Source organism: Nocardia sp. NPDC059764 (genome assembly GCF_042732555.1).
In the GTDB taxonomy this organism is placed as follows: Bacteria; Actinomycetota; Actinomycetes; order Mycobacteriales; family Mycobacteriaceae; genus Nocardia.
The window spans coordinates 36,925-49,551 of the sequence record NZ_JBHWHH010000039.1 but is presented as its reverse complement, the minus strand read 5'-3'; the positions used below and the strand labels follow the sequence as shown (position 1 = coordinate 49,551).

The following is a 12,627-nucleotide window of genomic DNA, read 5'->3' as shown; positions in this document are numbered from 1 at the left end:
CATTCCGAACCCGGAAGCTAAGGCCACCTGCGCCGATGGTACTGCACTCGACAGGGTGTGGGAGAGTAGGACACCGCCGGAACATCCTTCGCGAAGGCCCCCAGCAATCAGCTGGGGGCCTTTGGCGTATCTATGGTCCGTTCGACTGCTTTTGAGAGCAGTGCTCTTGACTCAGGTCACTGAATCGGTGATCATTGATCGAAATAGAGAGCACTGATCTCGGAGTAGCTATGATCGCCACCGCTTGGTCCATCCTGAACTTCACCCTCGCCTTCGTCGCCGAGCTGGTCGCCGTTGGCGCACTGGCCTACTGGGGAGTCCGTACAGGCCGGAGTCGCACCACGAAGATCCTCCGGGGTGTGGGGATGGCTGTCGCCGCCATGGTGCTGTGGGGACTCTTCGCGGCGCCGGAGGCGAGCTTCTCGGTGCCGGCGGCCGCGGTGGCTACCAAGGTGCTGGTCTTCGGTGGCGCGGCCGCTGGACTCTGGCAGCTGGGGCATCGGAAGGTCGCGCTGGTCTTCCCGCTGGTGGTGATCGCGAATCTGGCGGCGATCCACTTCGGGCATCTGTCGATGTGAAGCCCGACGTGAAAAATGAGGCGACACAAGGGGTGTCGGGTGGATACGGTCGCAGCATGATTTCTTTGCCGACTCGGTGTCGGCTGCGCGGCCGTATCGAGTAGCCCGGGAGCGGTGTCTCCGTCCGGGGGAATCGCGCTGTTCTTTTCCTGATCAGCACGAAGGACTGAAGACTGTGCGTACCAATGTTTCTCGACCCGACCTGGCCGTTGTTCGCAATCTGGGGATTCTCGCGCATGTGGATGCGGGGAAGACCACGGTGACCGAGCGGATGCTGTTCCTCACCGGGAGCATCCACAAGCGCGGCGAGGTGCACGACGGGACGACCGTCACCGATTTCGATCCGCAGGAGCGGGATCGGGGGATCACCATCTTCGCGGCGGCCGTGAGCTGTGAGTGGGCCGGGCATCGGTTCACTGTCATCGATACGCCGGGGCACGTGGACTTCTCCGATGAGGTCGAGCGGTCGCTGCGGGTGCTGGACGGCGCGGTCGCGGTGTTCGACGCCGTGGCGGGAGTCGAGCCGCAGAGTGAGTCGGTGTGGCGGCGGGCGGACCGGTACGGGGTGCCTCGGATCGCGTTCGTCAACAAGATGGATCGGGCCGGGGCGGACCTGGCGGCCGCGGTGGCCTCGATTCGGGAACGGCTGCATCCGGTTCCGTTGCTCGTGCAGCTGCCGGTGTACTCCGGTGAGGTGTTCACGGGCGTGGTGGACCTGGTCGGGCTGCGTGCGCTCACGTGGGAGCACGGGTTCGCGCAGACGGCGATCCCGGACCACCTGGCGGATGCGGTGGCCCAGGCTCGCAAGGCGCTGGAAGAGGCCGTGGCCGAGCGGAGTCCGGCTGCGCTCGAAGAGTTCGTCGAGCGCTCCGCGCTGTCCTCGGACGCCTTGGCCGCCGCGCTGCGGGAGCTGACGCTCTCCGGCGAGGTGGTGCCGGTGCTGTGCGGTGCGGCGTACCGCGATATCGGCATCGAGCCGCTGCTCGACGCCGTGGCCGCCTACCTGCCGTCGCCGCTGGATCGGCCGGCGGTGGGCGACGGTGCGCGGGCCGCGGATCCGGCGGAACCGCTGGCGGCGTTGGCGTTCAAGGTGCATGCCACGCCGACGGGCCGGCTGACCTTTGTCCGCGTCTACTCGGGTGTCCTCCGCAAAGGCGACGCCGTGCTGGACGCGGGCAGCGGTCGGCGCGAGCGGGTTTCGCGCATCCTGCGGGTGCAGGCGGACCGGCACGCGGAGGTGGAGTCCGCGCCCGCGGGCGATATCGTCGCGCTGGTCGGCCCGAAGGCCGTGCGGGTGGGCGCGACCTTGTGCGCTCCGGAGGCCCCGGTGCTGCTGGAGCCGCCGGCTCCGACCGAGCCGGTGGTGTCGGTGGCGGTGGAGGCGCGGACCGGCGCCGAGGCCGAGAAGCTGGCGGTGGCTCTGGCCCGGCTGGCCGAGGAGGATCCGTCGCTGACGGTGCGGACCGATCCGGAGTCGGGACAGACGCTGCTGGCGGGGCTGGGCGAGCTGCATTTGGAGGTCGTGGTGGAGAAGCTGCGGCGCGACCGCGGGCTGAGTGTGACGGTCGGCCGGCCGCAGGTGGCGTACCGGGAGACCGTGGTGCGCGGCGTGCGGGGCTTCACCTACCGGCACGCCAAGCAGGACGGCGGTTCGGGGCAGTGGGCGCACATCGTGTTCGACGTGCGGCCGCTGCGCGAATCCGAGCCCGGCGCCACGGGTTTCGAGTTCGAGTCCACGGTGGTGGGCGGCCGGGTGCCGGCGGAGTTCGTGCGCGCGGTCGAGGCCGGATGCCGGGACGCTTTGGCGGAAGGTCCGCTGGCGGGTCATCCGGTGACGGGTCTGCGGGTCACGCTCACCGACGGCGCGACGCACTCCAAGGATTCGTCGGACCTGGCGTTCCGCACCGCGGGCCGCCTGGGGCTGCGGGAAGCCTTGCGCGCCAGTGCCATGGCGGTACTGGAACCGCTGGCGGAACTCACCGCCACGGTGCCGGAGGACCATGTCGGCGCGGTGCTCGGCGATCTCGCCGCCCGGCGGGGCCGGGTGACGGGGTCGACGACCCGGACCGGCACCGTGGTCGTGACGGCCATGGTGCCGCTGGCCGAATTGTTCGGCTACGCAACGCGTTTGCGGAGCCGGACGCAGGGCCGGGGCACGTTCACGACGCGCCCGCTGGGTTACGCGCCGGTCCCGTAGCGGTCGGACGCCCGGTGGCGGCGGCACATGGTGTCGCTGTCATCGGGCCCATCCATGGGTCGCGGGTCGACGGCAGGGGTTGATTGTTGTCGCGACTACGGTTACTGTTGTCGCAACAACATGTTTGCCCGATATTGGAGACGGCGATGATGTACTCGTTCACCGAAGAGGCCGTGATCACCGGCGACCTGGACCGCATCTGGGCGGTCGCCACCGATGTCGACCGCTGGTCGGAATGGGACCCGCACGAGGAGAAGTCCCGTATCGACGGCGAGTTCGTGGCCGGGACCAAGGGCTGGGTGAAGCCGAAGGGCGCGCCGGCCGGGCCGTTCACTATCGTGGCCGTGGAGCCGGGACGGTCGTGGACCAGTGAGGCGGGCATCCCGTTCGGGAAGCTGCGCGGTCATCGCACCTACGTCCCGCTCGGCGACGGCCGCGTGCGGGTGGCCGAGCACGTCGAGGTGCACGGGCCGATGGGCCCGCTGTTCAAGCTCGTCTGGGAGAAGGGCATGCGCGAGGATATGCCGCTGACCTTCGCCGCATTGGAACAGGAGGCACGACGGCGTGGCTGAACCACGGGGACCGCTCATGAGTCCGGGCTTCTGGCTGCATCACGCCGCCCTGGAGTGGCGGGCGACGCTGGAACGCAATCTGCGTCCGCTCGGGCTCACACCGACCCAGTTCAATCTGCTGGCCTCGGCGGGCTGGCTGGGCCGGTCCGGTGAGCTGCCGACCCAGCAGCAGGTGGCGGACATGTCGGGCGCGGATCGGATGATGGCGTCCAAGGTGATTCGCGGTCTGGAGGAGCGGGGGCTGCTGGCGCGACGGGCCGACCCCGCCGATGCCCGCGCGCTGCGGGTCGAGATCACGGCCGAGGGCCGGGAATTGGCGAGCCGGGCGGTGCGGATCGCCGTCGACACCGACGAGCAGCTCTTCGGCGGCGAGGGCGATGTGCTGCGCGAGCAGCTGAAACCCATTGCCGCGCACCGGCTGCCAGGCTGAGCGGAGTGACGCCCGATCGGGTGTCGATCAGGCTTTGACCAGGATGGCCCGGGTGTAGAGCAGGCTGAACCCCTGCCGTTGCACGTTCTGCTGCGATTTCGATCCGGGCTGGGTGGTCACCACCGCGATATCGCAGCCCGCCGCGCTCGCCTCGGCCAGGCGCACCGACAGCAGCGAGGATTGGACGCCGTGCCGCCGATGCGCGGGATCGGTAGCCGCGCCGGTGAGCTGGGCGACGCCGCGGGCCAGCCGCAGGCTTGCGCCTCCGGCCACCCGGCCGTCGCGCCGGGCCAGGAACCGCCGCACCCCGGCCGCGCCGGTGAGATCGCGCATGGCATTGGCGATGATCTCGGCGGGGAATTCCTCGTGCGAGGCGACGCCCTGGGTGTCGGGGTGGGCGAAGCCGTCCGCGACGACGTCGAGCCAGGTGTCGAATTCGTCTGAGCCACTGGGTGTCACCTCGACGCCGGACGCGACGTACGCGGTCAGCGCCGCGCCGAGTTCGCGGCCGAGCACGTTCTCGAACGACACCAGCCGGTACCCGCGTCCGGTGAGCAGTTCCCCGATGCCGGGGTCGCCGAGTTGGGAGACCTCGGCCTGCACGGGCGTCTTGCGGGCCGCGAACAGCCGCTCGATCTCGTCGAGTTCGGCCGCGTCGGGTATCCCCGCGAAGCCGAGCCCGGCGATCTTGTTCAGCGGTGACCCGTCCTCGGCGAAGGACGCGACCCCGCCGGCGAGGGGGATCACGAAGCCGGTGTCCGGTCCGAGCCGGGCCGCGGCGGCCGCGCTGCCCTTGGCGATCAGTTCGGCTTCGACGCCTTCGATGCGGGCGGCGAGCTCGGTTCCACAGAACAGCGTTCCCTGATCGCTCGGCATGGTCCGAGCTTAGGTGGCGGCCCTGCCGCGGGGCCTCCGATTTTCCGCGGCCCGTAGGGTCGGGATGTGGCTGGTGACCTGGTGGTCGGATTCGACCTGGATATGACGCTGATCGATTCGCGGCCGGGGATCGCCGCGGTGTGGGACGCGGTGGCCGCCAGGACCGGGGTGGCGATCGATTCGGAGCTGGTGGTGTCGCGGCTGGGTCCGCCGCTGGCACACGAGGCGGCGCAGTGGTTCCCGGAGCACGAGGTGCCGGGCGTGGTGGCCATGTACCGGGAGATGTATCCGGAGCTGGCGGTGCACGCGTCGGACCATCTGCCCGGTGTGGTGGACGCGCTGGCCGCGGTGCACGAGGCCGGGGGCCGGGTGCTGGTGATCACCGCGAAGAACGGGCCGCACGCGCAGCTGCATCTGGATCATCTGGGGCTGGCGGTCGACGAACTGGTCGGCGGGGCCTGGGCGGAGGAGAAGGGGGAGGTGCTGCTCGAGCGCGGCGCCTCGATCTATGTGGGTGACCATCTCGGTGACGTGCGCGCGGCCAAGGTGGCGGACGCGACCTCGGTGGCGGTGACGACCGGACCGTACGTGGCCGAGGAGTTGTCGGCCGCCGGCGCGGACGTGGTGCTGCGGGACCTGACCGAGTTCCCGGCCTGGCTGACCGCGCATCTGATGTAGGGGTGAGCCGCGGCATCGGCGGGGCTGCGGGACCTGACCGAGTTCCCAGCCTGGCTGACCGCGCATCTGACGTAGGGGTGAGCGGCGGCATCGGCGGGGGCGATGCGGCGGCGGGAGCAATTCGCGGGGGCGACAGGGGATTTCCTGGCGGCGGGGCCGGGCGGCGTTTGGCATCAGGGTGATTCGAACGGTGTCGGCCGCCGGTTGTCACGGCTACCTTTCTGGACACGGTCACGAGTATCAGCGTTTTTCGAGCCCCGGCTCGCTGATCGGCAACCCTCGCGTGGGCGGTGGGGTGCCCCGGGTGACGACCAGGCGCTGCCCGACCGGGTGGCGCAAGCGCCAGGACCGCGCATTCCTCTGTCGCGGTCGTGTCCCCCTGCCCGGCCGTGTGCCGGTGCGCGAATGTAGAGGTAGCTATGAGCAGGATCTTGTCCCGGTCGCGTGGTTTCCGAGTGGCGGTGGGTGTCGGTGCGGCGGCGTTGGTCGCGAGTCTGGCGGCGGCCTGCGGTGGCGAATCGTCCGGAAGCAGTTCGGACACCGTGTATTTCGGGGTGTCGGGGCCGAAGACGGGCAATTCCGCCGAGTACGGGCGGCTCTGGCAGCAGGGGTTCGACCTGGCGCTCGACGAGATCAATGCCGCGGGCGGGATCAATGGCAAGAAGGTGGCGCTGAAGTGGGAGGATTCGCAGTCGGATCCGAAGCAGACGGTGCCGATCGCGACCAAGTTCGTGGGTGATCAGTCGATCATCGCGGAGCTGGGCGACTTCTCGTCGCCCGCGTCGATCGCGGCGTCGCCGGTGTACAACCGGGGCAAACTGGTGCAGTACGGGTTCACCAACTCCGCGGTGGATTTCACCAAGGCGGGCGACTATTCGTGGAGTCCGTCCATCACGTTGGACGTGTACCAGGAGCGCAATGCCGAGTGGGTGCGCTCCAAGGCGAAGAAGGTCTCGGTCGTCTACCTCGAAACCGACTGGGGTAAGCAGGCGTTCAAGTACTTCGAGCAGTTCGCCAAGGAGAAGGGCATCGAGATCGCCTATTCCTCGGCGATCCTGCCGGATTCGCAGGACTTCCGGCCGGTCCTGATCAAGGGCCGGGACGCCAACCCGGAGGCCTTCGTGCACCTGGGGTACGGACCGGACGGTGCGCTGGTGGTCAAGCAGCTGCGGGATGTCGGGTTCACCGGGCAGTTCTTCGGCGGGCAGAACACGCCGCAGTTCATCGACCTGGCGGGCGCCGCGGCCGAGGGCGACATCGTGAACGGCGTGTTCACACCGTCGGATCCGAGCCCGAAGGTGCAGAATTTCGTCACCAAGTTCCGGGCCAAGTTCAATACCGACCCGGGCGATTTCAATGTGTACGCCTATGACGCGCTGAGCACGGTGGTGAAGGCGGCCAAGGCGGGCGGCGCGACCCGGGAGGGCGTGTTGAAGGGGCTGCGCGAGGTCAAGGACTTCGACGGAATCGGCTTGGGCACCTTCGCCTTCGATCAGCAGACGCGCCGCCCCAGCGGGGTGAAGCCGATCGAGCTGATTCTCCAGAACGGCAAGTTCGTGCCGGTCGGAAGCAAGAAGTAGATGTTCGACACGCTCATCGCGGGTCTGGTCCACGGCAATGCGTACGCGCTGATCGCCGTGGGCATCACCCTGATCTTCGGGGTCAGCAATGTCATCAATTTCGCGCACGGCGCGATCTTCGCGTTCGGTTCGGTGCTGGGCTGGTGGCTGATCGCCCAGCACGGGGTGCCGTGGTGGGCGGCGCTGGTCGTGGTGGTGGCGGTGACGGCGCTGGTCGGCGACGTGCTGGCGGTGCGGCCGTTGCGCCGGGCCCCGGCCATCGCGGCGCTGCTGGCGACGGTGGCGGTCGGGCTCATCATCGAGAACGTGGTGGCCCTGGTGTTCGGGCCGGACACCCGGCCGTTCCCGCAGGTGTTGTCCACCAACAACTTCCAGGTGGGCGGGGTGCGATTCGGCACCTCGGACGTGGTCATGTTCGCCATCACCCTGCTGGTGATGGGCGGGCTGTGGGCGTTCCTGCGGTTCAGCCGGCACGGGCTGGCGATCCGCGCGACCGCGCAGGATCCGGATGCCGCCGCGCAGATGGGGATCGGGGTCGGGCGGGTGCAGTCGCTGGCCTTCGCCATCGCCTCCGGGCTGGGCGGGCTGGCCGGCATCTTCGTCGGCCTCTACAACTCGAACATCTCGCCTACCAGCGGCGGCGTGGTCGGCATGACCGGGTTCGTGGCGGCCACCATCGGCGGGCTCGGGTCGATCCCGGGCGCGGTGCTCGGCGGCTTCGTGCTCGGCCTGGTGGAGGCGTTCGGCATCTACTGGTTCGGGGACGGCTACCGGGATCTGATCACGTTCGGACTGCTGGTGATCTTCCTGGTGCTGCGGCCCGGCGGGCTGCTGGCCCGGCCGCCCGCCATCGAATCCGAGCCCATGACCGGGACGTTCCTCGGCGCGGGCCGGGAGTTGCGGGTGCGCTGGTGGCACGCGCCGCTGGCGTTCGGTATTGCGGGCGTGGCGATTCCGCTGATCGCCGACGACTACGGCATTTCGGTGGGCACCCAGATCCTGGCGTACGCGATCATCGCGGTATCGATGACCCTGGTGGCCGGATCGGCCGGGCAGCTGGCCATCGGGCAGGCCGGGCCGATCGCGATCGGCGCGTACACCTCGGCGGTCTTGACCGTGTCGCACGGGTGGGCGTTCCTGCCCGCCATCGTGGCGGCGGGTGTGATGGCGGCCGTGGTGTCCTCGGTGCTGGCCGCGCCGCTGTGGCGGCTGGGCGGGCACTACGTGGCGATCGCGACGCTCGGCATCGGCATCGTCACGGTGGCGATCATCCGCAATTGGGAATCGGTGACGCGCGGCAGTTACGGCATCTTCGGGATTCCCGCGCCCAGCGTCTTCGGCGTCGAATTCACCACGCACACCGACATTTTCCGGCTGGAGCTGGTGGTGCTGGCCGCGGTGGTGGCGTTGATCGTCGGCGTGCAGCGGTCCCGGCTGGGGATCGCGATCCGGGCCATCGGGGCCGACGAGGTGGCGGCGCGCTCGGCGGGGGTGCCGGTGCGCGACTACAAGGCGCTGGCGTTCGCGGTGGCGGCGTTCTGCTCCGGGATCGGCGGCGCGCTGCTGGCGCACCAGTACTCCTATATCGATCCGACCGTGTTCAACCTGCCGATGTCGCTGCTGGTGGTGACCATCCTGGTGCTCGGTGGCACCGCTTCGCCGTACGGCGCGGTGCTGGGCGCGGTGGTGCTGATCGGGGCGCCGGAGCTGCTGCGGCTGGCGCCGTCGTGGCGAATCGTGTTGTACGGCTTGGTGTTGTTGCTGGTGGTGCGGTTCCGGCCGCAGGGAATTCTGGTGAGGAGGGATCGTGTCCGCACAAGCGAACCAAGCCCGGTCGAAGCCTGAGACCGGAACGGAAGCGGTACTCACCGTGACCGGTCTGCGGCGCTCGTTCGGCGGGGTGCAGGCGGTGGACGGTATCGAATTCACCATCGCCGCTGGCGAATTCGTGTCCATCATCGGGCCCAACGGCTCCGGGAAATCGACCACGGTGAATCTGATCTCCGGGGTGCTGAAGCCGGATGCCGGGGACGTGCTGGTGCGCGGCAAGCGGATTCGTCCCGGCCGCCCGGAGGCGGCCGCGGCGGCCGGGATCGCCCGCACCTTCCAGAACGGGCGGGTCTTCGGCACCATGACCGTGCGCGAGAACGTGGACGTCGGGTTGCAGACCACTCTGCGCGCCACCCGCCCGCTGCGGCGGCTCGCGAACATCCCGGTACTGAAGTGGGTGTCGCTGCTGGCCGAACTGGGTGTGGCGCTGGCGCCGACCCCGGCGGCGCGGGCCGAGCGCCGGGAATCGGCGGCCCGCATCGACGCCCAGCTGGACCGCTTCTCCGAGCGACTGGTCCCGCGTGCCGATCACCCCACCTACACGCTGTCCTACGCCAACCGCCGCCGCACCGAGATCGCGCGGGCGCTGGCCTCCGCACCGGACCTGCTGCTGCTGGACGAACCCGCCGCCGGCATGAACCAGACCGAGACCGCCGAGATCGGCGCGCAACTGGCCGAATTGAAGGCCCAGGGTCAGACGGTGCTGCTGGTCGAACACAAGATGGACCTGGTCCACGAGCTCTCCGACCGGGTGCTGGTGCTGGACGAGGGCCGGATCATCGCGTCGGGCACACCCGACGAGGTGCTCTCCGATCCCCGCGTCATCGAGGCGTACCTGGGCCGCAGCCGGGCCGGGGGAAAGGTGGCCATCGATGTCTGACTTCGACGAGAACGCCACGCCGATCCTGGAATTCGATCGCGTGGTGGTGCATTACGGGGCGTCCCGGGCGCTCGACGAGATATCGCTGACGGTCCGCCCCGGCGAGATCGTGTCCCTGCTCGGCGGCAATGCCTCCGGCAAGTCGACCACCATGAAAACCGCTCTGGGACTGTTGCATCCGAGTTCCGGCGCGGTCCGCATCGACGGCGTCGACGTGAGCGCCACCCCCGCGGCGGCGCGGATCCGGGCCGGGCTGGCCTCGGTGCCGGAGGCGCGGCGCGTGTTCCCGGCCATGACCGTCGAGGAGAACCTCTTCGTCGGCGGCTACATCCGCAAGGAGCGGCGCGCGGTGCTGGCCGCGCGCGCAGCCGAGCTTTTCGAGCATTTCCCGCGGCTGGCAGAGCGCCGCCTGCAGCGGGCGGGGACCCTGTCCGGCGGGGAGCAGCAGATGCTGGCCTTCGCCCGCGCGCTCATGAGCAAACCCCGGCTGATCTGCATGGACGAGCCGACAATGGGACTGTCTCCATTGTTCGTGGATCGGGTGCTGTCGGAGATCGCCCGGCTCAATCGGGAACTGGGCCTGGCCATCCTGATCGTGGAACAGCAGGCGGAGCTGGCCCTGAGCATCGCGCACACCGCCAATGTGCTGCGCACGGGGCGGATCGCGCTGCACGGCCCGGCCGCGGACCTGGTCGGCGATCCGGCCGTCCGCGATGCCTACTTGGGAAAGGTGACGACATGACCGCGCGACGTCTGGGCTTCTTCACCCGCCTGGTCCGCACCGACCCGGCCGAGGACGCGGCCGCCGTGTATCGGCAGGCCCTGGACCAGATCGAACTGGCCGAACGGCTCGGCTACGACACCGCCTGGGTGGCGCAACACCACCTGGATCCGGCGGAAGGCGGGTTGCCGTCGCCGTTCGTGTTCCTGGCGCACGCGGCCGCCCGGTTCCCGCGGATCCGGGTCGGGACCGCCATCGTGACGCTCGCGCTGGAGGACCCGATCCGGGTCGCCGAGGACGCGGCCGTCCTGGACGAGCTGTCGGGCGGGCGGCTGGAACTCGGCTTCGGCGCGGGCGGATCACGGCACGCCTTCGAACTGTTCGGGGCAGCCGATCTCGACCGGCAGGGGCTGTACGCGGACAAGCTCGCCAAGGTCACCGCGGCCTTGGCGGGAACGCCGTTGATCGGGGATCGGGGGCTGAATCCGCCCGCGCCCGGACTGCGGGACCGGCTGTGGCAGGCCACCTTCTCGGCCGGGGGCGCGGCGCGCGCCGGGGGCGCGGGTGACGGACTGCTGCTGTCGAAGGCGCAGCCGCGGGATCCGGCCGCGCCCGCGGCCACCCTGTGGGAGATCCAGCAGCCGCTGGTCGACGCCTATCTCGACGCGCTGGCACCGGGAGCGGAACCGCGAATCGGCGCGTCCCGGGGCGTTTTCGTGGCCGACGACCACGCCGAGGCGCGGGCCCTGGCCGAGCGCGGCGCGGCCCGATTCCTGGATCAGCTCGGTCGCAACGGCGGGCCGGAGGTGGCCGATTCGGTCGCCGAGGTCCTGCGCGACATCTACTTCGGCACGCCCGACGAGGTGGTGGAGCAGCTCGCCGCCGACGTGGCGCTGCGGCACGCCACCGACTTCATCGTGCAGGTCCACCCGGTCGACCCGGGCCCCGCCGCCACCCTGCGCTCCATCGAACTCATCGCCACCAAGGTTGCCCCGCAACTGGGTTGGCGACCCGACGAAAGGACTTCCTCGTGACCGAAGCGACCGCCGCCGTCGAGGTGGCGCCACTCGCCCCGGCCGGACCCGAGACGGACCCGGCCGCCGATGTCATCGATGCCGTACTCGGCCCGCGCGCGGACGCGGTGCGGGCGCTGCGGGCGACACGCCCGGCGGTGATCGCGCATACGCAGGGGGTGTACGAGGCGTTGCTGGACGGTCCGGCGGCCGCGACGGTCGGGCGGGACCGGCTGATCGCGGCGGCCGTGGCGGTGGCGGAGCTGGCGGGCGCGCCCGAGCTGGCGGCGCATTACGCCGGACTGGGAACGGCTCCGGCCGAGGGGGATCCAGTGCTGGCCGCGATCCTGCGGCACGCCGCGCGGGTCACGACCGCGCCCGCCGCCATCACCCGCGCGGATATCGACGCCCTGGCCGCGGCCGGGCTGTCCGAGCGCGACATCGTCACGGTGGCGCAGCTCATCGGATTCGTGCACTTCCAGGTCCGGCTGCTGGCCGGTCTCACACTGATCGGAGCGGACAATGAGTGAGCAGGGCGTCAGCGAGGTCCGCGGCGTCGAAAACGGACGCCGCCCAACAGGATTCACCCAGGAACACCTGGACTGGGTGCCGTGGGTGGAACCCATCCGGCTGGCCGATGCCGATGAGTTGCAGAAACCCCTGCTGGAGGGTGATCGCGGGATCGGCCCGTACTTCCGGCTACTCGCGCGCAACCCTGAGGTGCTGGCGCATCGCAGTGGCAACGACAAAGAGATCTTCTACGGTCGAGGTGGACTGACCCGCGCGGAGCGCGAACTCGCGGCGACCGTTACCTCCCGGCACAACGGGTGCGAGTACTGCGCCTCCGTTCATTCACGTTTCACATCTGCGTTGTCCAAGCGGCACGGGGATGTTCGGCGGTTGCTGGACGAAGGCAACGACGTGCGCATCGACGAAAGGTGGGACGCGGTCATCGATTTCGTGGACGCTCTCGCCGCCAACCCGCCCCGCGCCACCGCTGGCCATCTGAACCGCTTGCGGCAGTTGGGTTTCGACGCCTCGGAGCTGCATGATCTGGTGTTGTCGGCGGCCTCGTTCTCGTGGGCCAACCGTCTGATGCTCACCTTGGGAGAGCCCGAGGTGCCAGCATAATCCAGTGCTCTATCGAGTTGGTTCCAGAAAGTTCATCCGTGATCTTCCCTGCGGGGGTATCGGCTCGGTATCGTCGCGATGGCAAACAGTCAGTGACAGCACTGGCAATCGTTCGGATCGGAGCACCACCATGGCGAACTT

The 12,627-nt window shown here is 69.6% G+C and carries 13 protein-coding genes and 1 riboswitch; of the genes, 12 read left to right on the top strand and 1 reads right to left on the bottom strand.

The window, feature by feature from the left end; all coding sequences use genetic code 11:
* Positions 1-230: 230 nt before the first annotated feature.
* From ACFV4K_RS11695 to ACFV4K_RS11680, 4 genes are all read left to right on the top strand, one after another.
* Complete coding sequence (locus tag ACFV4K_RS11695; RefSeq protein ID WP_379274139.1) at positions 231-578, top strand: YrdB family protein; 348 nt, start codon at positions 231-233, stop codon at positions 576-578.
* Between the two features lie 175 nt (positions 579-753).
* A complete protein-coding gene (fusA, locus tag ACFV4K_RS11690; protein ID WP_379274138.1) occupies positions 754-2,775 on the top strand; it encodes an elongation factor G in 2,022 nt (673 codons plus the stop codon).
* A gap of 146 nt (positions 2,776-2,921) precedes the next feature.
* On the top strand, positions 2,922-3,347 hold the full coding sequence (locus tag ACFV4K_RS11685) for an SRPBCC family protein (protein WP_379274136.1): 426 nt from the start codon (positions 2,922-2,924) through the stop codon (positions 3,345-3,347).
* On the top strand, positions 3,340-3,777 hold the full coding sequence (locus tag ACFV4K_RS11680) for a MarR family transcriptional regulator (protein ID WP_357090764.1): 438 nt from the start codon (positions 3,340-3,342) through the stop codon (positions 3,775-3,777). Before ACFV4K_RS11685 ends, ACFV4K_RS11680 begins: the two co-directional genes overlap by 8 nt.
* A 27-nt stretch (positions 3,778-3,804) precedes the next feature.
* Here ACFV4K_RS11680 and ACFV4K_RS11675 read toward each other — a convergent pair whose 3' ends face one another.
* Positions 3,805-4,632, bottom strand: a complete 828-nt coding sequence (locus ACFV4K_RS11675) for a GNAT family N-acetyltransferase (RefSeq protein ID WP_379274147.1) — start codon at positions 4,630-4,632, stop codon at positions 3,805-3,807.
* An 87-nt stretch (positions 4,633-4,719) separates the two neighbouring features.
* On the opposite strand from ACFV4K_RS11675, the gene ACFV4K_RS11670 reads away from it, so the two are divergent.
* From ACFV4K_RS11670 to ACFV4K_RS11635, 8 genes are all read left to right on the top strand, one after another.
* Positions 4,720-5,331 (top strand): HAD family hydrolase, encoded by a 612-nt coding sequence (locus ACFV4K_RS11670; RefSeq protein WP_379274134.1) that lies wholly within the window; start codon positions 4,720-4,722, stop codon positions 5,329-5,331.
* 229 nt (positions 5,332-5,560) lie between these two features.
* Positions 5,561-5,679, top strand: a riboswitch (SAM riboswitch).
* 107 nt (positions 5,680-5,786) lie between these two features.
* Positions 5,787-6,911, top strand: coding sequence for an ABC transporter substrate-binding protein (locus tag ACFV4K_RS11665; protein WP_379274133.1), 1,125 nt, complete (start codon positions 5,787-5,789; stop codon positions 6,909-6,911).
* Positions 6,912-8,756 carry an ABC transporter permease gene (locus ACFV4K_RS11660; RefSeq protein ID WP_379274131.1) on the top strand — a complete coding sequence of 615 codons (1,845 nt, stop codon included), beginning with the start codon at positions 6,912-6,914 and terminating at the stop codon, positions 8,754-8,756. It abuts the gene before it with no gap.
* Positions 8,719-9,621 (top strand): ABC transporter ATP-binding protein, encoded by a 903-nt coding sequence (locus ACFV4K_RS11655; RefSeq protein ID WP_379274129.1) that lies wholly within the window; start codon positions 8,719-8,721, stop codon positions 9,619-9,621. The genes ACFV4K_RS11660 and ACFV4K_RS11655 overlap by 38 nt, the downstream gene beginning before the upstream one ends.
* Positions 9,614-10,363 carry an ABC transporter ATP-binding protein gene (locus tag ACFV4K_RS11650; protein ID WP_379274127.1) on the top strand — a complete coding sequence of 250 codons (750 nt, stop codon included), beginning with the start codon at positions 9,614-9,616 and terminating at the stop codon, positions 10,361-10,363. Before ACFV4K_RS11655 ends, ACFV4K_RS11650 begins: the two co-directional genes overlap by 8 nt.
* On the top strand, positions 10,360-11,376 hold the full coding sequence (locus tag ACFV4K_RS11645) for an LLM class flavin-dependent oxidoreductase (RefSeq protein WP_379274125.1): 1,017 nt from the start codon (positions 10,360-10,362) through the stop codon (positions 11,374-11,376). The genes ACFV4K_RS11650 and ACFV4K_RS11645 overlap by 4 nt, the downstream gene beginning before the upstream one ends.
* Positions 11,373-11,885: a hypothetical protein gene (locus ACFV4K_RS11640; RefSeq protein WP_379274124.1), complete on the top strand. Its 513-nt coding sequence runs from the start codon at positions 11,373-11,375 to the stop codon at positions 11,883-11,885. The genes ACFV4K_RS11645 and ACFV4K_RS11640 overlap by 4 nt, the downstream gene beginning before the upstream one ends.
* Complete coding sequence (locus ACFV4K_RS11635; RefSeq protein ID WP_379274122.1) at positions 11,878-12,486, top strand: peroxidase-related enzyme; 609 nt, start codon at positions 11,878-11,880, stop codon at positions 12,484-12,486. Before ACFV4K_RS11640 ends, ACFV4K_RS11635 begins: the two co-directional genes overlap by 8 nt.
* The last annotated feature ends 141 nt before the right edge of the window (positions 12,487-12,627 follow it).

What these genes read in the sequence shown, in the direction of transcription:
- ACFV4K_RS11695 (WP_379274139.1), top strand. Translation starts at nt 231, where the DNA reads ATGATCGCCACCGCTTGGTCCATCCTGAACTTCACCCTCGCCTTCGTC.
- ACFV4K_RS11635 (WP_379274122.1), top strand. Translation starts at nt 11,878, where the DNA reads ATGAGTGAGCAGGGCGTCAGCGAGGTCCGCGGCGTCGAAAACGGACGC.
- ACFV4K_RS11660 (WP_379274131.1), top strand. Translation starts at nt 6,912, where the DNA reads ATGTTCGACACGCTCATCGCGGGTCTGGTCCACGGCAATGCGTACGCG.
- ACFV4K_RS11650 (WP_379274127.1), top strand. Translation starts at nt 9,614, where the DNA reads ATGTCTGACTTCGACGAGAACGCCACGCCGATCCTGGAATTCGATCGC.
- ACFV4K_RS11645 (WP_379274125.1), top strand. Translation starts at nt 10,360, where the DNA reads ATGACCGCGCGACGTCTGGGCTTCTTCACCCGCCTGGTCCGCACCGAC.
- ACFV4K_RS11685 (WP_379274136.1), top strand. Translation starts at nt 2,922, where the DNA reads ATGATGTACTCGTTCACCGAAGAGGCCGTGATCACCGGCGACCTGGAC.